Consider the following 19,404-nt stretch of genomic DNA (forward strand, 5'->3'; position numbering starts at 1 on the left):
AACATTTACAGGCAAAGTGAAACGAGCTCACCGATTCTTGTGAACTCGTTTTGCTAACAATTAAATTTGCGGCTTGCTGAATATTAAAATTCAATATCTTCTTTTTGTTGCTGTGATTGTCCTTCACTACTGTTGGAATCAGAAGACGAATCTTTCTTAGCAAACATTTGCTGAATTTTATCAACAGCTTGTGGAGCAATATCCAAGATTTTTTCATAAAGATGAGTACTTTCATCTAAGTGGACCATTTTTACTCCTTGAGCATTTACAATCAGAAATGCAATTGGTGTAATACTAACTCCACCACCGCTACCTCCACCAAAAGGATGCTTTGTTAAAGAATCATTTAATGAATGGTTCTCTAACGTAAATTCACTGCCTCCAGCCGCAAATCCAAATCCAACTTTAGACACAGTTAAAATCACACTGCCATCTGGTGTTTCCACAGGATCGCCAATAATCGTATTAACATCAATCATTTCTTTTAAATTTTCCATTGCAGTTGTCATTAAGCCTTGAATCGGATGATCTGACATTTTCCTATTCCTCCATTGTCTATTGTTTACTTTGGATAGACGTTTCCTTTGTTTTAAAATTAGGGAAACCATCTTTCCAATATTTCACCAGTTTAATTCCTGCCATCATAGCATGCCCTAACCGAAATTGAATCATACAAGAAAATAATGTTTCAGAGGCAACTCCCTGAAATTGAGGATAGATGTTTATTTTCGGCATATCATGCAGCTTCATATAATTACTAATCATTCCGATGATACTGCCTTTTACTGACCAAATAGCACCTGAAATCATCCCTGTATGTGCGGCATCTCCTAAACCTACAATAGAGCTCCATTCTATATTCTTTATTGTTAGTTTTGCTAAAAATAACCTTACTATGCGGTGAAAATGAACAACATGATTTAATAGCTCTTGGGAATTGGACAAAAAATTTAATAAATCTGAGCCGGAAAATTGTTTTGTATCCTCTATTTTCTCTTTTTTGCCTGTTATTTCTGTTTCTTCTTCTATTACCAATGTCGGAGAGTCCTCATCTATTTTAATTAGAGGTATTGTCTTCTTATAGCGAATAATTCCAAATAACGCACGAACTTCTATTTTTAAATCATCGTTATCTTTCTTATGGTAATAGCGGATATGTATCGTTAATTTTAAAAAAAATGAAAATAGTAGAAGTAATAAAAAAGCACCAATTATAATAGCTAGAATGAAAAGAACTTTCATTTTGGTAACACTTCCCTTCAGCTTATTATTATTGGATAAAACAGCCAAAATTAAACATGCTAAGTCAGGTGGAATTACCAGAATCCGTATCTCACCCAATCAATACAAAAAACCTGAACAATTATACGAAAAATAAACATTTCCATATATTGTTCAGGTCTATATTAGTTAGAATACTGCAATCCTAATCTCATTTTCTGTTAACGATCATGTACTACTGCCGTATCAGCAAATAAATCATGAATTCCTTGTTTCTTTGGTAAGAAGGCAACTAAAGCATATAAAATGAAAAAGCTGCTGGAGATAAATCGGCCTATCCACTCACGGAAAAGAATAGTATCCCATGTTAGTTTTTCTTTGTTTATCGGGACTACTTTTAACCCAAAAATCATTTTCCCTAATGTTTGTTTCAAAAATTTTGTCATTAGCACAAAATATAAATAAAACGTAATAGCAGTACAAATGTTTACCGTAGAGAAAATACCTGATTCATATAACGGGACATCTGCTATTCGTAAAATAGGATAGATTAGAATACGATTAACACTTGAAACAATAATTAAATCTGCCAAATATGCCCAAAAGCGCATCCAAAATCCTGCATATACATAAGAAACTTCCCCCAATGGCAACTTCTTTTCTTTTGGTACAATTGGTGTCTGCTCATTCCTATCTACTATTTCATTGTACGAAAAAGTAGTTTCTGACACCGTTTCTTCCTTTAAAGAATTTTCAGTTTCCAACTTTTCATGTTCATTACTCAATTAGTTCCCCTCCTATTCTGCATATAAATACATTAAACGAGGTGAGTTAGCATTTGTGACGATTTTTAATATATTTGCTAATTCTTTATCCTCACTTGTTATTAATTTTTTCGCAGTCATGCCAAACAAGGAACCAAAGCCAGTATTGTCCGTATACTTAACAACCGCAGCATCATTTAATTTATAGTCTGCTTTCATCTTTTCTACAACATCATCAAAATAACCAAAATCATCAATCAAATTTAATTCCTTCGCTTGTCTTCCATCATAGATACGACCATCTGCGATTTTCTTTACTTCTGCCTCTTTCATACCTCGTCCGTCTGCAATGACTTTAACAAAGCCCGCATAAGAATTATCAATTAATCGTTGTAAAATTTCTCTTTCTTCCTCTGTCATTTCTCTAGTAGAACTCATGATATCCTTGTATTTACCACTTTTAATTGTAACAAACTCGACTCCGTACTTTTCAGCAAGACCTTCAAAATTATATCCACTCATAATAACACCAAGCGATCCCGTTAATGTTTCAGGACTTGCAAAAATTTTATCAGCAGGAGCTGAAATATAATAACCACCAGAAGCTGCCATTGATCCCATTGATACGTAGACAGGTATTTTAGCTTCCTTTTGAATTTCCACTATTTTATCGTGAATCTGCGCACTTTCCACTACTCCTCCACCTGGAGAGTTCACTTTCAAAATAACTCCTTTTACACTTGGATCTTCTTTTATGTAATCCAGCTTTTCCATAAAGGAAGTATGGTTATAACCAGCTGCTGAAAAAAGAGAATCAGCATCCCCAGTATCCTGTATCGTTCCAGACACTTCTAGAACCGCTATTTTCTTAGCAATATTACCATCCTCTATGTATTCTTCTACATAAGGCGCTTTACCTTCGCCTAGAAATTGCCCAAATAACTCTTCCACATCGGTTGTAAATGCTATTGATACCAAACTAGTAATAATGGAGAAGGCAAAAATAACACCTGCTATTCCTAAAGCCGCCCAACGTTTTCCATTCATTCACTCAAAACCCCCTAATATTTGTTCTATTTTCTATACGTCCTACCAACAAAAATGTTTCAGAAAAACCAACTTCAATATTTATTATTTTACTTCTCATGCTATTCCTTTAGCTTCTTTCTTTTTTGCTGAAGAAAATAGCTTTGTTCGTGAAAGAGAATAAATCGTTAATGCAGACCAAATAAATATAAATGCTAATAAGTGTGCCGTTGTAAAAGGCTCATGATAGACAAATACACCAAGAATTAATGTCAATGTAGGTGTTAAGTATTGTATGAATCCTAGCATGGATAAAGGAATTCGCTGCGCTCCCTTAGCGAAAAATAATAACGGAACAGCTGTTAACACGCCTGATATAATTAACAAAAAGTCTAAACTGGTTGAAATGGCCAAAAAGGCATGATCCCCTTTAGCAAATAAATAACCGATATAAAGGAGTGCAAATGGGGTAATAAACATGGTTTCCAATGTTAATCCTACATCGGAATCAACTTTGATTAATTTTTTGGCCAAGCCATATAAACCAAATGTCATTGCTAAAGATATTGCTACCCAAGGAAAGGCTCCATGGGCGAATGTAATAATACAAACTCCAATTGCAGCTAATAAAACGGAAACATACTGGATCTTCGATAATTTTTCTTTCATCACAAAAATGCCTAATAATACACTTACTAATGGATTTATATAATACCCAAGACTCGTTTCGATTATTTTGTTGGCATTTACCGCCCAAATATAGATAAACCAGTTACAACTAACTAGCACAGAGGCTATAAATAGCATAATCCCCTGTTTTTTTTGATACTTAAAAGATCGTAGTGTTTGAAAAAACAGTGTCCATTTCCGTGTAATAGTTAGTAAAATACACATAAAAATAAACGACCAAACTATTCTGTTTGCAAGTATTTCATCTGCTCCTACTCCTTGCAGATGTTTCCAATATATCGGAAACAGCCCCCATATTAAATAGGAAATTCCCGCAAAGATGGCCCCTATCCGTACATTATTTTTCTCCATTTTTCATCGCTTCTTTCTATAATCGAAATATTCCATATTATATATATTTTTTTGGAGGCTGACAATCAATCTTTTTTAGAAATCTTTGGAATGGATTAACTTCCTCTGTTAATTACGTTCATACATTATTTCATTTCCAACAATCGTTTTCATTACCTTGATTTTCTCTATTTCATGTGGATTTACGTGAAAAATATCCTTATTTAAAATCGTAAAATCCGCTACATACCCTTTCTCAATTTTCCCCCGATCCTCTTCATGACAAATTGCATAGGCACTGCCTTTTGTATACAGGCAAACTGCTTCATAAATCGTTAAAGCCTCTTTGGGAATATATCCTTTTCCTTGTTTATCCTCTTGGTTAGATCTTGTCACTGCTGCTTGAATTCCTACTAAAGGATTCACATTTTCAATTGGAGCATCTGAACCTCCTGCACAATGCAACCCTTCTTCTAATAAAGTTTTCCAAGCATAACAGTATGCTAAATTTTCCTCTCCCAGTCTGTCGATAACCCATGGAAAATCGGAAACTACAAAGCTAGGCTGGATATCTAGTATTAAAGGTAATCCCTTCAAGCGTTCGATTAAATCCTTGCGCAGCATGGTTGCATGGATAAGACGGTCTCTCCCAAAGCCTTGCAAAGGATACTTTTCAATGGCATTCAACACCATCTCAAAGGCAGCATCCCCAATGGCATGTACAGCAATCGGGCATTCTTTTTCTCTAGCCATTGCTACTAGGTCATTTAACCTTTCTTGGGTAAAAATACTTACTCCATTTGTCGAAGGATCATCATGATACGGTCTACTTAAAAAGGCAGTTCTTCCTCCGAAAGCGCCATCTGCAAATATCTTCATGCTACCAAACTCTACCCATTCGGAACCACCTAAGTATTTCCCACCATCTTCTATCATCTCTTCAAACACTTCATGGTGCACAAGCAGATGGGCTCTAAATAGATTGCCCTCTTCTTCGATTACTTTTTTAAAGGACTGATATGTTCCTTTATATCCATGATAGTAATTTAAGTCTTCTGTATGAGCTCCAGTAAGGCCTAATCGATAAGCATCTTTAATTCCCGCTCGCAATGCATTCTCCACATATTCGTCTGTTACTTTTGGTAGAACACTTGTAATTAATTCTTGAGCTTGATCTTTAAATACACCGTTAGGATTGCCTAATTCATCCTTCTCCATAACTCCCCCGAATGGAACTGGTGTATCATTTGTAATATTGGCAATCTTTAAAGCATATGAATTCACCGCAATCGCATGCTTGCATATCCGATTAAAGAGAACGGGATGATTAGAAACATGCTGATCGATGTCCTTAGCTGTCAGGACTTTCTGTTCAGGCCACATGTTTTCATTCCAACCATCGCCAATAATCCATTGCCCTTCTTTAATATCCCTTGCATAACTAGCTAACATCTGTAAAGCTTCCTCTTTTGATGTGCAAGCAGATAAATTTAGTCTTAAAAGCTTTTCTCCGTGGCCAATCAAATGCATATGACTATCGACAAAGCCTGGTAGAAGCACATCGCCTTTTAAGTCTATTTCTCCCTCTATGGTTCCGCCATGTTTTTCTTGCAAATATTCCTTATCACCATAATCTACTATATACTGTCCATCTGTTAGTATAGCTTCTATGAGATCTCCGTCTTCTTTAAGTGTGTATATTTTCCCACCATAAATAAGTTTTTTCATGAAAACCCCTCTCATTTCCACTTTTCTTTTTACAAAAAGGACACTCTTTAAAGTGCCCTTTTTGTCTCCCTATTTCATTTAATATACTATTTTAGTACTTACTATTTTTTTCATTCTCTCTTAATTCAACTCGTCTAATTTTACCTGACGTCGTTTTTGGTAGCTCATTCATAAATTCTATTTTCCGAGGATATTTATAAGGAGCGGTTAATTTCTTTACATGGGATTGCAGCTCTTTCGTTAATTCCTCGTTTCCTTCGATTCCATCTCTAAGGACGACAAATGCCTTCACTACATTCCCTCTTATTGGATCTGGACTTGCTACAACCGCACATTCTTTCACCGCTTTATGTTTAACAAGCGCATCTTCCACTTCAAATGGTCCAATCGTATAGCCAGAACTGATAATAATATCATCTCTTCTACCTTCAAACCAATAATAGCCATCTTCATCTTTTCTCGCACGATCTCCTGTAACGTAATAATCCCCGCGAAATTGATTTTGTGTTCTTTCTGGTTCTTTTAAATATTCCTTAAACAACGCTGGCGTATCTTTGTGAACTGCTATGTCTCCTACTTCACCAACTGAACAAATTTCACCATCTTCATTGATAATTTCCACCAAATTTCCTGGTGTTGGTTTTCCCATGGATCCAGGTCTTAATTCGACTCCTTTTGTTATCCCAACTAATAATGTATTTTCTGTTTGTCCATATCCATCACGTACATCTAGGTGGAAATGTTCTTTAAATACATCAATTACTTCCCTGTTTAAGGGTTCGCCAGCAGAAACAGCACTTCGTAATTGGTTTAATTGATACTTATGAATATCCTCCACTTTCGCCATTAGACGATACTCCGTTGGTGTACAACAGAAAACATTAACCTCATATTTCTCCAAAAGCTGTAAATATTTTTCCGGATTAAATCTACCATGATAAACAAGTCCAATTGCTCCTGAACCTAATACTGATAATAAAGGACTCCATACCCATTTTTGCCATCCAGGTCCTGCTGTTGCCCACACTAAATCTCCTTCTTCAATACAGAGCCAATTTGGAGCAGCTGTTCTTAGGTGAGCATATGCCCAGCCATGCGTATGTACAACACCTTTTGGGTTCCCTGTAGTTCCTGAAGTATAGGAAATAAAAGCCGTATCTGTTTTCAATGTAGGAGCTAACTGTAGCTCGTCAGAAACATCCTGTGCCCTTGCATCTAAATGCATCCATCCTTCTTTTTCTTCTCCCAGCACAAACCGTTTAATCATATGTATATCTTCCACTAGTTCTAATTCGCCTATGAAAGGATAATAACTAACAACTGCTTTTACATCTCCATGCTTGATCCGATATTGCAAATCTTTGGCACGCAGCATTTCGGAACTTGGTAAAATCGTTAATCCTAATTTTAATGCAGCTAAATATACTTGATATGCTTCTATTATTCGCGGAACAATAACAAGCACGACATCTCCTTTTTGTAAACCCTCATCCTTAAATACATTTCCTATTCTATTTGCTGCTTTCATTAAGGAGGAATATGTAACTTCTTTTGTTTCGCCTTCTTCGTTCTCCCATTTCAATGCAAGTCTATCTTGATTCTGGGCAAATTTCTCAATCTCCGAAACAAAATTATATTGTTTTGGAGCTATTAAATCTTCCGTCTTCATAATCAATTCCTCCTGATTCTAATTGTAAATACTTAACCCATTATACTACCCCATTTGTATTTTTTAAATTATTTAAATTTCAAAGCACTAGGAAATTGATAGTTTTTTTAAAGAATTACTCTAATATCTACATGGAAGTTCGATAGAAGAGGGTGGGACAAAAGAATTTTACATAAAGAAAAAGCCAAACTATAATACAATAAAACATCGTAATAGTTCGGGTTTTTCTTTTCGCTGATTTATCTTTTTTATAGCTAAAAAACAAGTTCGTTCCATTGCGCTCCAGTCACTCGCTTTCCGCGGGGAGAGAAACAAAAATAGATTTTATTTATCATTCGTCTAATTCAACAAATGATTATTCAGCTTTAAGCATATCCTTTTTAGTTTTGTCTCAGCCCCATTTATTTTTAAACAATACCGCAAAGAAAGAGCAAGGCGTTATGCCTTGCTCCTTGTAGCCATTTTATTCAATTATTTTGAGAAACCGCCGCCTAATTGTTGCTCAGCCATTTGAACTAAACGTTTAGTGATTTCACCACCAACTGAACCGTTAGCGCGAGAAGTTGTTTCAGCACCTAAGTTTACACCAAACTCAGTAGCAATTTCATATTTCATTTGATCTAGAGCTTGAGAAACTCCAGGTACTAATAATTGATTTGAATTGTTGCTGCTTGCCATGTGTATCACCTCCTTGTGATAATAGAATGTGTAATACACATGGCATTCATTCGTTTTAATTACTGGTAATTCTTCACAAAAATATTGGGAATTTTTGTTACCAAAAATTATACTGCTTCGCTCAGAAAAGGGAATCCGTTTCCGTGTTTACTTTATTACTCTCTTCTCTTTTCAGAATTATCGTTTCCATATTTTTGACTGCTTCTTCAATCAAGGGCTCAAAATCAGTAAAACTTTCATAATACTGTATTTTTTCCTTTTTCGGTTTTGTTTTTGGAGAAGAGGGCACAAATACTGTACAACAATCCTCATATGGACGAATGGAAATATCATGGGTATCAATTTTCTTTGCCCATTCAATAATTTCCGTTTTATCTGTTGTTATTAAAGGTCTTAAAATAGGAGTATTAGTCACGTCATTGATCGCATACATGCTTTCGAGCGTTTGGCTCGCCACTTGCCCTAAGCTTTCTCCCGTAATGATAGCTAATGCTTCTTGTCTTTTCCGAATTTCATCTGTGATTCTTAACATAATTCTTCGTGTTGCAGTCATCGTATAGTTCTCTGGAATTTGTTTATGAATCAACTGCTGAATTGTCGTAAATGGAACAATATGCAAAACAAAATGTCCGTTAAAACTGGCCAGTTTCTCCGAAATATCAATTACCTTTTGTTTTGCTCTTTCACTAGTAAACGGCGGACTAAAGAAATGTACTCCCTCTACTTCAAGTCCCCTTTTCATGGACAAGTATCCAGCTACCGGACTATCTAATCCTCCAGATAACATCAACATTGCTTTTCCACTTGTTCCTGAAGGTAATCCTCCTGCTCCTGCTATATTTTCACAGGAAAGGTAGATAGCTTCTGTTCTGACTTCAATTTGGACATTTATATCAGGGTTTTTAACATCTACTTTTAAACCAGGGATATTTTTTAATAAATGACCACCAATTGTCTGATTGATTTCATTAGTGTCAAGTTCAAACCCTTTGTCTGCGCGTCTAGCACTTATTTTGAAAGTAGACCCTTCCTCATATAAAGAAGTAACAATTTCTAAAGCTGCCGCTTTGATTATTTCGATATCTCTTTCTAGCTTTATTGCAGGACTAAAAGATTGAATACCAAAGATATTTTTTAGAACTTTGGAAATTCCGTCAACATCTTCCCCATTTAATAATACATACATTCTTTCTCTTTTTGCTTCAATAGACACAGTCGGAAATGCCTCTAGAGACTTTGCAATTGTCCGTCTTAATTTATCTACAAATTGTTTTCTATTTCTCCCCTTTGTAGATAGTTCCCCATAGCGTATTAAAATACGATCATATTTCATTTCATTACACCTCTCAACCATTCTTTAATATCTTGTATTGCAGCCATTACTTTTTCCATTTCTTCCATTGTGTTTGCATACGATAAACTAATTCGAAAAGAGTTTTCAGCAATTTGTTCGGGTACACCCATACCTAATAATGTCTTACTAACTTTATTAGTTTTGGAAGAACATGCACTCGTTGTAGAAATATAAATATCACGTTCTTCTAATGCATGAACAAATACCTCTGCTTTTATTCCTTCAATAGAGAAATTAAGAATATGGGCCACACTTTTTCCTAGAGCTGGCGAATGGATAGAGACACCATCTATTCTAGCTAGCTGTTCACGCAAATAAAGATTTATTTGTGTGAGGACAGACATTTTCTCTTTTTGATTTTGTAACTGCATCCGTAATGCCTTGGCAGTTGCTACTGCCCCAGCTACATTCTCTGTTCCACTTCTAAAAGTATTTTCTTGACCACCGCCGGCTAATAGTGGTTGAATTCTTTTACCTTCTTTTATATAAAGAACGCCATTCCCTTTAAGTCCATGAAATTTATGTGCTGAAATCGTATAAGCGTCTACATTAGCCTTCTTTAAAGAAATTGGCTGCTTTCCAATTCCTTGAACTCCATCCACATGAAAAAAAACATTCGGATAATTAGATAAACACTTGCCTATCTCTTCAATCGGCTGAATTGAACCTACTTCATTATTAACATGCATCACTGAGACTAGGATGGTTTCTTTACGAATATGTTTGACTATATCTTCTGCAGAAACTTGTCCATATTTATTAACGGGGACATACGTAATAGTAAAACCATCTTCTGCTAATTGTTCCATTACCTTGTGAATAGAATCATGTTCAATAGTTGTTGTTATTATATGATTTCCTTTTCCTTTAAACGTACGAGCTATCCCTTTTAAAACAGTATTATTCCCTTCTGTTCCTCCTGAAGTAAAATATATTTCATTACTCTTTACTTCTAAGAGCTCAGCAATTTGCTCTCTTGCCTGTATTAGTAGTTTCTCCGCTTCCATACCTATCCGATGGATCGAGGATGGATTTCCAAAAAACTTTTGAGATACTGTTGTATAAGATTCAAGAACTTCTGAAAAAGGTTTAGTTGTAGCACTATTATCTATATAGATCATTACATCGGAATTTCCTTTCCTTGAAAAAGTTAACTTTACTTAGTTAAATGGATATATTTATTAACAGCCATTAGTCGTATCATATCTTAAAAATAGGATCTTTCTAGAAAGAAGTGGTTTTTCAAAAGAATATTTATCGATTGAAAACTGAGCTGCTTTTTTATACTCTTTGACAGGATATCCGCTAAGCCAAACACTTAACGACAGATGCCCGTTGCATTTAGGTATTAAGCCCCACCATGAAAGTTTTACTTTATAATGCTACCATATGTTAAACCTTTTGCAAATACACGGATAAGCTGCACCATTCCCTTCATTCCGTAAAAAAAAGTCTGAGTTGATTTCCTCAGACTTTTTTTACACATATTACTTTGGCTTCTTAATGTTGATTTTCTTTCCATTCATTTGACCAAGCTTCGATTTTACTCATACTGCCTGGCTCTATTTCTTCGATGGTGGCTGCTGCATATTGCAATGCCTCTTTATAGCGGTAGTTTCTAAAATGAGCTTCAGCTTCTAATAAACCTTGATGGACTTTTTGATATTTACGACGATATCTATTTCCATATTGAATAATTTTCTCTGCTAAATAAACCGTTTCAACCAATTCAATTGTTACGTTTACTAGCATTGTCACTTTTTCTTCGGTCACATCAATGATCTTCTTCGCTTCAACCATATTTAACGGCGTATGCTCTAGCATTCTTTTTGCTTGATCAATACTCTCTTTTGCTTCTTGCATTAGTTGATTATATTCCTCTGTCACACCTGGCAAATTGCTATTTGTCACTCTTCTTACCGCATCGGCCACTTGTTTACTTAATTCTCTTAAGCGATTATGGGCAGAAACTTCGTCTTTACGAAGGGCATGAAGCTTTTCAAATAGTGCTTTTTGTTCTAAAGAAGCATTTTCTAACTGTTCCTTTAATACTTTTAACTCTTCTCCCAAAAGTGTATGTGCTGCTGATTCGGTCAGTAGTTTATGCTCTAATACTTCATATTGCTTGAAAAGAAAATTTAATTTCTTCTCTAGCTTAAATTGAAGCTCAATATCTTCATTATCTAAATTATAGTTCTTTTGTAACAATCCAACCTCTACTTGAAGCTGCGCATTTCCTTGCTGTACATCTTCTAAGATTTCTTTTGTTGCATTCATATTGATATGGCAATAATTTTTTGCTAGCACCTCTTTTTCTAATAAGTCATAAAGTAAATCTAGTTTATCCTGAATTTCAGAAACAACCTTCTCTACAGCTTCCACATTTCCTTCCTTTAAATCTGTTTCTGTGGAAGCAAGTTCATTAGTTAAACTTGCTATTTCTTCTTCCATTTGCAAATGTTCTAAAATGTATCCTTGCTCTATCATATCTGCATACCCATCTTTTAACTCATCAAGTTGTTCTGGCAGCTTCGTTTGACATTCAATTAATAATGGAGGAATTTTTTCAATCAAATAAGTAATAGTTGATAAACGATCCTGGATTTTATATACTATTTCTCTTGCTTCTAAATAATCTCCATTATTCGTTTTCTCATCATAAGTAATAAATAATTCCGCTATTTCTTGAAGCATTGTTTCAATCTTTTTCTCTGTATCACCAAAAGTATGGCGATGGGCTAAAAGATTTTTTTTGCTGACACGATAAGATTCTTTAAGTTCTTCCATTTCAGTGCGGTTTTTTTCTTCACTGCCGACAAGGTTATTAAGCTCTTCTAATAGTGTATCAATTCTTTTATCCACACTTTCCATTTTCATCCGAATAATATCTTGTGTCTTTTTCGCTTTTGGAAAATTATATTTATCAATATAACTCTCTGTATCAAAAAGCAGCTCTTCAATTTCAGGTAATTCAGCCGTAACGATATCGTCCCATTCTTTTCTCCATCTTTCAAATAACTCTTCAGTTTGTCCAATCATATTTAATTGTTTAACCTTCGCGAGCTCTTCCAGTACTGGACGATTCATGATATTTATTTTCCAGTTTTCTAATTCATCTACTCCGTTATAATACTTTCTTTTAATAAAATATCCCGCTACGAATAGGCAAATAACTATTCCTATTCCTCCAATTATGTAATTCATTTGAAGCCCCCTGTTCATACACCGGCCATAATTCCGTATCTATTTTCACTATTGTTAATCAAAATTAAGCAGCAGTAATCCGTAAATAAAGACAAAGGATTAAATGCCCTAAAAAACTTATTAAGTTCAACAAATCTATGTGATAACGAAATATGTTAAAACAATTAAGAGATGTCTCCTTATAAGCAAGTAAAATTCTTTGTATTTATGATAACATGTAAACGACAATTTTTGACTATTATTTTACGTTTTTTTCATAATTTCGTATTCTTTTTTCAAAGTTCGATAGATATCTTAATTATATAAGGATTCATTTAAAAATACACGTAGGAAAACTTCTTTATTTACCTCGCTGTTAAATTAAGTATATATTGAATATAGAAGGAATAGAAAGGATGGTAATTACAATGAAGAAGGACGGACATATCCATACACCATTTTGTCCTCATGGAACGAAGGATTCGCTTAGGCAATACGTTGAACAAGCAATTATGCTGGGTTTTACGGAAATGACATTTACAGAGCATGCACCCTTACCAAAAAGTTTTATCGATACCACCCCAACACAGGATAGTAGTATAACGCTGGAAGCATTGCCTTTCTACATAAAGGAAGTTCAGCATATCAAGAAAGAATATAAAGAAAGAATAAAGATCAATATAGGACTTGAAATAGATTATATAGAAGGATTCGAACTAGAAATAAAAGATTTTCTAGCTGAATGGGGACATTTTTTGGACGACAGTATCCTAAGTGTTCACTTTTTGAAAAATCCATTATCTAATCGTTATGATTGTGTGGATTATAGTCCTGAATATTTTGGACATATGGTGGAACAGTATGGGGGAGTTTCAAAACTATATGACTGCTACTATCAAACACTTCTTAAATCGATTAAAGCAGACTTAGGCCCAGCCAAGCCAAAAAGACTAGGCCACATCACCCTTATACATAAGTTCCAGCAGCTTTATCCACAGGAACAAAACTTTCAAACTATTATTTTCACCATTTTAGATGAAGTGAAAATACATGGATATGAACTGGATTATAATGGTGCAGGCGTAAATAAGCCATATTGCAAAGAACCATATCCCCCTAAATGGATTGTGCAGGAAGCGATAAACCGTGATATCCCTTTAGTATATGGATCTGATGCTCATCAGGCAAAAGATTTAGGGCAAGGCTGGGACGTCATGTTATGGAATAATCAATAATTCTTTTTCGTTCAAACAAACAACATCGTGAATCCACCGATGAATCTCTTCTAAATATTTTCTTTTAAAGTAGTCCTCATTTAAAAAAATATGAAGAACTTCGGTCACATAATAAGAATGAATAAAAGGCATCGAGAGCAGTCCTTTTAATTGTATAATACTATAGGAAATAGATTGTTTTCTAAATTCCTTCCTCTCGATTCCTTTTTCAAGGATTTGCGTAAAAATATACCTTTCTTTCACATAATAGGTGGACATTATTTCTCTTACAACTTGTGAATCGATGGATACCTCTCGTAAAACAAATCTTGTCAGCTGTGGATTTTTACATTGATAGGTAATAATGCAATCCACCATTTTCTTCAATTTCTCTGTTGGACTATCAGACTGAAGAAATACTTGTTCAAGCAGTTCTAAATACGTTTCAAAAAAGTTCATATAGCAATACTCTAACAATCCTTGTTTCCCATTGAAATAATACGATATATTGGCAATATTCACCTTTGCTAATCCAGCAATATCACGTATAGAAGTACCGTGATAGCCTTTTCGATTAAATAAAGAAACGGCTGCTTCCACAATGGCATCCCTTGTTGAAATTTCTTTCATCTAGTCTACCTCTTTTCTGTTGCGAATCATTAAAAAGTATGGTTGAATATTAAAAACTTCTATATAATTGAGAAAGACTGTTTTTGTAAAGACAATCGTTTTCTATTTAATTACATTTCTTTATCAGTAGGAAGAATCCTTTAAAAACCTTCCGACAAAGTGCTGGATTCTTCTGTATTTATCGTCAAAAAACAACATTTAAAATGAGAAAGATTGGTGATATACATGTTTAGTGTCGAAACATATAATGGTAACCGCGAACAACAGTATCAATTAGTTGAAAAGCAATTACGTGCATTATTAGAGGGAGAACATAATGCTATTGCGAATCTATCTAATGCCTCCGCATTATTGAATCAATTTTTGCAAAACATCAATTGGGTAGGTTTTTATCTGGTAGAAGAAAATGAACTAGTTCTTGGACCATTCCAAGGATTACCTGCTTGTGTTCGTATTCCATTTGGGAGAGGTGTTTGTGGTACAGCTGCTCACAATAAAGAAACTGTAAGAGTTGAGGATGTCCATCAATTCCCTGGCCATATTGCGTGTGATGCAGCTTCTCAATCCGAAATTGTCATCCCATTAGTCAAAGAAGATGGCACATTAATTGGAGTACTTGATATCGATTCCCCAGAAAAGAATCGATTTGATGAATTGGATCAAAAATACTTAGAATTATTCGCTTCTACTTTAGTTAAGTATTTATAATTATAAGAATAATTTTGTTATTGTCAGCTTGCAAAAAAGGTGTTTTATCTTTCCTGTGGAGAAAGGTAAAACACCTTTTTATTCTCTAAATAAGAAGAGTATTTTGAATAATAACCTTGTCTTTTCCTGTTTCTTTTGCCGTGTACAATGCTTTATCAGCACGCTTAAAAAGGGTATTATACGTATCATTACTTTGTTTATTCCAATAAGAAACCCCGCATGAAATGGTTACTGCTGGTTTAGAATTTCCCCTTACCTTTTTTACTAATCTTTCAGCAATAGTAACACCTAAAGAAAGAGGAACTCTAGGAAGATAAATGGCTAATTCCTCTCCACCCCATCTAGAACCAATATCAGAACTTCGAATATTATCTTTAATAATATTCGCTACCTGTATAATAATATCATCGCCAATTTGATGACCATATGTGTCATTTATCAATTTAAAATCATCGATATCAATTAAAATAAACGTTCCTTCCTTATCTTCCCGTAAAGACATTTGGATTTTTTCATCCAAATAATTTCTTGAATATAATTTTGTTAAATGATCTGTAACAACCATTTTTTCTAATTCTTCTCTTAACAAAGAATTGGTTAAGGCAAGGGTCGAATGATGAATCAATGATTGTAATAGTTTAAATGTATCAAAGGAAAAATGATAGGCAGAAGGATGCATGACAATCGCAACCCCCTTTAATACACCTGTTTGCATCATCGGCACAGCCATAATGGATTTATATCGTGCCCCCTCAAGCTGCATACTAAAATCTCCTAGAAACAGAGAATCTTTCTCGATTTGAATTTTTTCTTTAACATATTTAATATATTGCTGTGATTCTTGATTAAAAAAGAAAGAAGAGCTCCCTGACAGCACTTTTGTAGAATTGTTTTCAAGTGAAAATAAGATAAATCCTACTTCTTGTGCATCAAAACTAGCAGATATTCTTTCACAAATATAGGTCATTATTTCGTTTAAGCGCAAATTAGAATTTAATTGATGAGATGCCTCATTAATTAGTTGCAAATCTGTAACTAATTTTTTAGATTGTTGATATAACTGAGCATTTTCCAAAGCCCCTCCTGCTGTATTAGCTAATAAAGAAATAAATTCCACTTCGTTTTTCGGAAAGGAGATTGCATTTGGAACAATAATTTGCAAAACGCCATAGACTCCTTGTTTTCCTTTTAAAGGCGCATAAATAACTGAACTTTTTTCCTCTTTTAAGTTTTCGAATTGCAATTCAGCAGTGACATAAGCTTCCATCGCAGCCATATTTTCGCCATCATATTCTAAGTCCTTAACTGGTAAATCTGTTGGACTATTGTTATCGTGGGAAAGCAGAAGAAAATAATGATAGAATGGGTAAACTTCCTTTAAAGTGAAGATAACTTCTCTTAATACGTCTTCCATCATCATGGATGAATGAAATTTCTCCGTCACTTTAAATAACTGCTTGTATTTCTTTTTTTCTTTCATTGCGTCCGCAATATTCTGCATATTCGCAAAAAAACTTCCGACTTCTTTCCCTGCCATCTCCAACAAAAAACTCTCTCCATTGGGGTCATCCAATATTTCCTTCTTCATTTTAATCGCTAAAATATAATCGACTTTTTCTTTTTTCTTGTTATTAAGTGCTAACAACATATAATCATGTGCCAAATCATCTTTTATAGAAGTTCGAGAAAATTTATATTCGCATAGAAAAGATATGTCTTCGTTCAGACAAACAGCTTTATCTTCGCAATTCTTTAATACAGTTGAAGATACAATCTTCCAATTAACATCCCATTCTTCGTTAGTATACAAAGTTACTTCAACGGCACCAAATACTTCTCGGATTGCTTCAAGTGCAGCTTGCGTGATGATGCCAATGTTTTCATGTATCACTTTCGTATTATATAAATCAAAAAAACGACTTTTTAACATTAATATTTTTTGGTGGCCAAGGAAGTCCATGTATTTATCACCTAATTCACCTAACTATTCATTCTTTGATTATTTATTCATAATTTACATAGACAAAATAAATCGATATATGCAATCTCATTATAAATAAATTCCCATCCCATTTTGGTTATTTAATAATAAATATAGTTTTGGAAATTAAATCGCAACAAATTTCTGAGAAACAAAGCACATAATTAATAACAGGGAAATAATTTCTTGGAGGACATTAACTAATAATGCTAATAACAAAAAACAGTTCTAATTACTTATAATGTATACCTATTCAAACTGGAGGAATATTACGCATAAAATCCTTCAAAGTATTGCTACCCAATAGGCTTTCAATGAAATATATGTAAAAGGATTTCTAGGATATATTACCTAATAGGATAATCTAGTTAAATTATACTAATTATATCATATTGGCAATAAATAGGTAGAAAAAAAATGATAAGATCTTGTTGATATACTACGATTTTCTCGAAAAGTAACGTATCTGCAAATACTACTTGACTTTTCACCTATAAAAAACATATAATATTCTTTGTGTAAAATAGCGCAGCATATGTAAACACTTTTTGTCTTATTTTGTTCCTCAAATATTGATTTGATGGTGTATTGAGTAACCCTTGGCTGCTAGGGCGAAGGTACAGGAAGACAAAATAAACAAGAAGACATGTTACATCTGTTTTTATTTTACCAAATAAAAACATGAAGGAGGAGTCAATTATGGCTCGTTATACAGGTCCAAGCTGGAAACTTTCTCGTCGTCTTGGTATTTCTTTAAGTGGTACAGGTAAGGAGTTAGATAAACGCCCTTACGCTCCAGGACAACATGGTCCAAACCAACGTAAAAAATTATCAGAATACGGATTACAATTACAAGAAAAACAAAAACTTCGTCATATGTATGGTGTGAACGAACGTCAATTCCGTAATCTTTTTGATATCGCAGGTAAAATGACTGGTAAGCATGGTGAAAACTTCATGATCTTATTAGAAACTCGCCTAGATAACGTTGTTTACCGTTTAGGTTTAGCTCGTACTCGTCGTCAAGCACGTCAATTAGTTAACCATGGTCATATCTTAGTAGATGGCAAACGCCTTGATATCCCATCATACCGCGTTAAAGCTGGTCAAACTATCACTTTACGTGAAAAATCTCGCAACCTTGAAGTTGTTAAAGAAGCAGTAGAAGTAAATAACTTCGTACCTGATTTCTTAACTTTCGATGCAGATAAATTAGAGGGTACATTCACTCGTTTACCAGAACGTTCTGAATTACCAGCTGAAATTAACGAAGCTCTTATCGTTGAGTTCTATTCTCGTTAATAGAATTACTAAAAAAAGCCCCTTTTTCCTTTTGGAATTAGGGCTTTTTTTAATGACATTATGTCTTTTCTAGTCACAATTCCCTTTTCCTCCCAAAGGAAAAAGGAGCTCTCCCCAATTAGCCTTTTCTTTCTTTTTTGGTCTTTTTACAAGAATATTATTTATAAATAATCCCTCTTCATAAAAAAATGTTGCTACTTGCACTTGGTGAAAAAAAGGAAAGAACAAATCCTTTATTCTCATTTCTATATCTCTTGTATATTTAACATTCGGGAGACTAATCTGAATAACAGTCTTTTCTCTTTTTTGTTCATATACAAGCCAATATTCATGGACAACCTGGTTTATTATTTGTTGAAATTCCCATTTTTCTTTCCCCTTTTCTTCCCTGCTAGTAAGACATATTTTATCCCCTAATATCTCTTGATTCTTAAATAGTTCTATTATACCGTCCTTTTGGAAGTCCACACTCCATTCGGGGGAAACGAGATCTCCTGTTAGGATTGTCGGAAAGCAGTCCATTCGATCTTCTACTTTTGTTTGTTGATTCAAATAATCTATTATCGCCATATAGGATGATCGACTATCACATTGATTCACTTGCAGGAGGATTTGTTCATATATATTTGCCCGTAGATTAATTAAAGTAACAATATTATTTTTCCACTTTACTTTATCAAAAAGCATTTGAAATTCCGGAATCACATAGCTGCTCTCAAAACGACTTAAAGGGTATTGAAAAGCGATAGAATAATGATCCTTTTCATAATACTTCATCATAAACATTCGCATTACAATATACTCTAAAAAAGGAGACGGTACATTTAAGACTTCACTGTTTAGTTTCATTGATTTCACAGGAAAAGTAAGTCTATTACATCTTCCCGTTTCTCCCTCCTTCAACAATTGTTTATTATAAGTATAAA

17 protein-coding genes are annotated in these 19,404 nt (G+C 34.2%); 3 read left to right on the top strand and 14 right to left on the bottom strand.

Going from position 1 to position 19,404, the window contains the following annotated elements:
- Nucleotides 1–83 precede the first annotated feature (83 nt).
- The 11 genes from ytfJ to ezrA form a co-directional block, all read right to left on the bottom strand.
- Nucleotides 84–536, bottom strand: coding sequence for a GerW family sporulation protein (ytfJ, locus tag NX902_RS17785; RefSeq protein WP_095332397.1), 453 nt, complete (start codon nt 534–536; stop codon nt 84–86).
- 19 nt (nt 537–555) lie between these two features.
- Nucleotides 556–1,242, bottom strand: a complete 687-nt coding sequence (locus NX902_RS17790; protein ID WP_095332398.1) for a DUF2953 domain-containing protein — start codon at nt 1,240–1,242, stop codon at nt 556–558.
- 200 nt (nt 1,243–1,442) lie between these two features.
- Nucleotides 1,443–1,895, bottom strand: coding sequence for an RDD family protein (locus NX902_RS17795; RefSeq protein ID WP_412973427.1), 453 nt, complete (start codon nt 1,893–1,895; stop codon nt 1,443–1,445).
- Nucleotides 1,896–2,018: 123 nt separating this feature from the next.
- Nucleotides 2,019–3,032 carry a signal peptide peptidase SppA gene (sppA, locus tag NX902_RS17800; RefSeq protein WP_095332402.1) on the bottom strand — a complete coding sequence of 338 codons (1,014 nt, stop codon included), beginning with the start codon at nt 3,030–3,032 and terminating at the stop codon, nt 2,019–2,021.
- 96 nt (nt 3,033–3,128) lie between these two features.
- Nucleotides 3,129–4,052, bottom strand: a complete 924-nt coding sequence (gene rarD, locus NX902_RS17805; protein ID WP_341160879.1) for an EamA family transporter RarD — start codon at nt 4,050–4,052, stop codon at nt 3,129–3,131.
- A gap of 108 nt (nt 4,053–4,160) precedes the next feature.
- The gene (locus NX902_RS17810; protein WP_341160880.1) at nt 4,161–5,759 is read right to left on the bottom strand and encodes an amidohydrolase; all 1,599 of its coding nucleotides are present in this window, start codon (nt 5,757–5,759) and stop codon (nt 4,161–4,163) included.
- Nucleotides 5,760–5,850: 91 nt separating this feature from the next.
- Complete coding sequence (mbcS, locus tag NX902_RS17815; protein WP_095332407.1) at nt 5,851–7,428, bottom strand: acyl-CoA synthetase MbcS; 1,578 nt, start codon at nt 7,426–7,428, stop codon at nt 5,851–5,853.
- A gap of 471 nt (nt 7,429–7,899) precedes the next feature.
- Complete coding sequence (locus NX902_RS17820; RefSeq protein WP_031534962.1) at nt 7,900–8,106, bottom strand: alpha/beta-type small acid-soluble spore protein; 207 nt, start codon at nt 8,104–8,106, stop codon at nt 7,900–7,902.
- A gap of 121 nt (nt 8,107–8,227) precedes the next feature.
- Nucleotides 8,228–9,439 carry a tRNA uracil 4-sulfurtransferase ThiI gene (gene thiI / locus NX902_RS17825; RefSeq protein WP_163188432.1) on the bottom strand — a complete coding sequence of 404 codons (1,212 nt, stop codon included), beginning with the start codon at nt 9,437–9,439 and terminating at the stop codon, nt 8,228–8,230.
- Nucleotides 9,436–10,581: a cysteine desulfurase family protein gene (locus NX902_RS17830; RefSeq protein ID WP_123258085.1), complete on the bottom strand. Its 1,146-nt coding sequence runs from the start codon at nt 10,579–10,581 to the stop codon at nt 9,436–9,438. Before NX902_RS17830 ends, thiI begins: the two co-directional genes overlap by 4 nt.
- A gap of 379 nt (nt 10,582–10,960) precedes the next feature.
- Nucleotides 10,961–12,664 carry a septation ring formation regulator EzrA gene (ezrA, locus tag NX902_RS17835; protein ID WP_341160881.1) on the bottom strand — a complete coding sequence of 568 codons (1,704 nt, stop codon included), beginning with the start codon at nt 12,662–12,664 and terminating at the stop codon, nt 10,961–10,963.
- A 407-nt stretch (nt 12,665–13,071) separates the two neighbouring features.
- Here ezrA and hisJ point away from each other — a divergent pair, with 407 nt between their 5' ends.
- Entirely contained in the window at nt 13,072–13,878 is an 807-nt protein-coding gene (gene hisJ, locus NX902_RS17840) for a histidinol-phosphatase HisJ (RefSeq protein ID WP_123259148.1), read from the top strand.
- On the opposite strand, the gene refZ is transcribed toward hisJ, so the two are convergent.
- Nucleotides 13,861–14,487, bottom strand: coding sequence for a forespore capture DNA-binding protein RefZ (gene refZ, locus NX902_RS17845; protein ID WP_095332417.1), 627 nt, complete (start codon nt 14,485–14,487; stop codon nt 13,861–13,863). The genes hisJ and refZ overlap by 18 nt on opposite strands.
- A 225-nt stretch (nt 14,488–14,712) precedes the next feature.
- On the opposite strand from refZ, the gene NX902_RS17850 reads away from it, so the two are divergent.
- A complete protein-coding gene (locus NX902_RS17850) occupies nt 14,713–15,195 on the top strand; it encodes a GAF domain-containing protein (protein ID WP_047941831.1) in 483 nt (160 codons plus the stop codon).
- Nucleotides 15,196–15,280: 85 nt separating this feature from the next.
- On the opposite strand, the gene NX902_RS17855 is transcribed toward NX902_RS17850, so the two are convergent.
- Nucleotides 15,281–17,155 (bottom strand): sensor domain-containing diguanylate cyclase, encoded by a 1,875-nt coding sequence (locus NX902_RS17855; RefSeq protein ID WP_171509854.1) that lies wholly within the window; start codon nt 17,153–17,155, stop codon nt 15,281–15,283.
- 720 nt (nt 17,156–17,875) lie between these two features.
- Here NX902_RS17855 and rpsD point away from each other — a divergent pair.
- On the top strand, nt 17,876–18,478 hold the full coding sequence (gene rpsD, locus NX902_RS17860) for a 30S ribosomal protein S4 (protein WP_095332421.1): 603 nt from the start codon (nt 17,876–17,878) through the stop codon (nt 18,476–18,478).
- 69 nt (nt 18,479–18,547) lie between these two features.
- Here the strand turns inward: rpsD and NX902_RS17865 are convergent, their stop codons facing one another.
- Nucleotides 18,548–19,336: a hypothetical protein gene (locus NX902_RS17865; RefSeq protein ID WP_095332423.1), complete on the bottom strand. Its 789-nt coding sequence runs from the start codon at nt 19,334–19,336 to the stop codon at nt 18,548–18,550.
- Between the last annotated feature and the right edge of the window lie 68 nt (nt 19,337–19,404).

Origin of the sequence: Niallia sp. FSL W8-0954, from assembly GCF_038005605.1 — a bacterium.
GTDB lineage: Bacteria > Bacillota > Bacilli > Bacillales > Cytobacillaceae > Niallia > Niallia circulans_A.

Excerpts from the sequence above, each read along its gene's own strand:
- NX902_RS17830 (WP_123258085.1), bottom strand. The coding sequence starts at position 10,581 with ATGATCTATATAGATAATAGTGCTACAACTAAACCTTTTTCAGAAGTT.
- ytfJ (WP_095332397.1), bottom strand. The coding sequence starts at position 536 with ATGTCAGATCATCCGATTCAAGGCTTAATGACAACTGCAATGGAAAAT.
- ezrA (WP_341160881.1), bottom strand. The coding sequence starts at position 12,664 with ATGAATTACATAATTGGAGGAATAGGAATAGTTATTTGCCTATTCGTA.
- rarD (WP_341160879.1), bottom strand. The coding sequence starts at position 4,052 with ATGGAGAAAAATAATGTACGGATAGGGGCCATCTTTGCGGGAATTTCC.
- hisJ (WP_123259148.1), top strand. The coding sequence starts at position 13,072 with ATGAAGAAGGACGGACATATCCATACACCATTTTGTCCTCATGGAACG.
- refZ (WP_095332417.1), bottom strand. The coding sequence starts at position 14,487 with ATGAAAGAAATTTCAACAAGGGATGCCATTGTGGAAGCAGCCGTTTCT.
- thiI (WP_163188432.1), bottom strand. The coding sequence starts at position 9,439 with ATGAAATATGATCGTATTTTAATACGCTATGGGGAACTATCTACAAAG.
- NX902_RS17790 (WP_095332398.1), bottom strand. The coding sequence starts at position 1,242 with ATGAAAGTTCTTTTCATTCTAGCTATTATAATTGGTGCTTTTTTATTA.
- sppA (WP_095332402.1), bottom strand. The coding sequence starts at position 3,032 with ATGAATGGAAAACGTTGGGCGGCTTTAGGAATAGCAGGTGTTATTTTT.
- NX902_RS17810 (WP_341160880.1), bottom strand. The coding sequence starts at position 5,759 with ATGAAAAAACTTATTTATGGTGGGAAAATATACACACTTAAAGAAGAC.
- NX902_RS17850 (WP_047941831.1), top strand. The coding sequence starts at position 14,713 with ATGTTTAGTGTCGAAACATATAATGGTAACCGCGAACAACAGTATCAA.
- rpsD (WP_095332421.1), top strand. The coding sequence starts at position 17,876 with ATGGCTCGTTATACAGGTCCAAGCTGGAAACTTTCTCGTCGTCTTGGT.
- NX902_RS17820 (WP_031534962.1), bottom strand. The coding sequence starts at position 8,106 with ATGGCAAGCAGCAACAATTCAAATCAATTATTAGTACCTGGAGTTTCT.
- NX902_RS17855 (WP_171509854.1), bottom strand. The coding sequence starts at position 17,155 with ATGGACTTCCTTGGCCACCAAAAAATATTAATGTTAAAAAGTCGTTTT.
- mbcS (WP_095332407.1), bottom strand. The coding sequence starts at position 7,428 with ATGAAGACGGAAGATTTAATAGCTCCAAAACAATATAATTTTGTTTCG.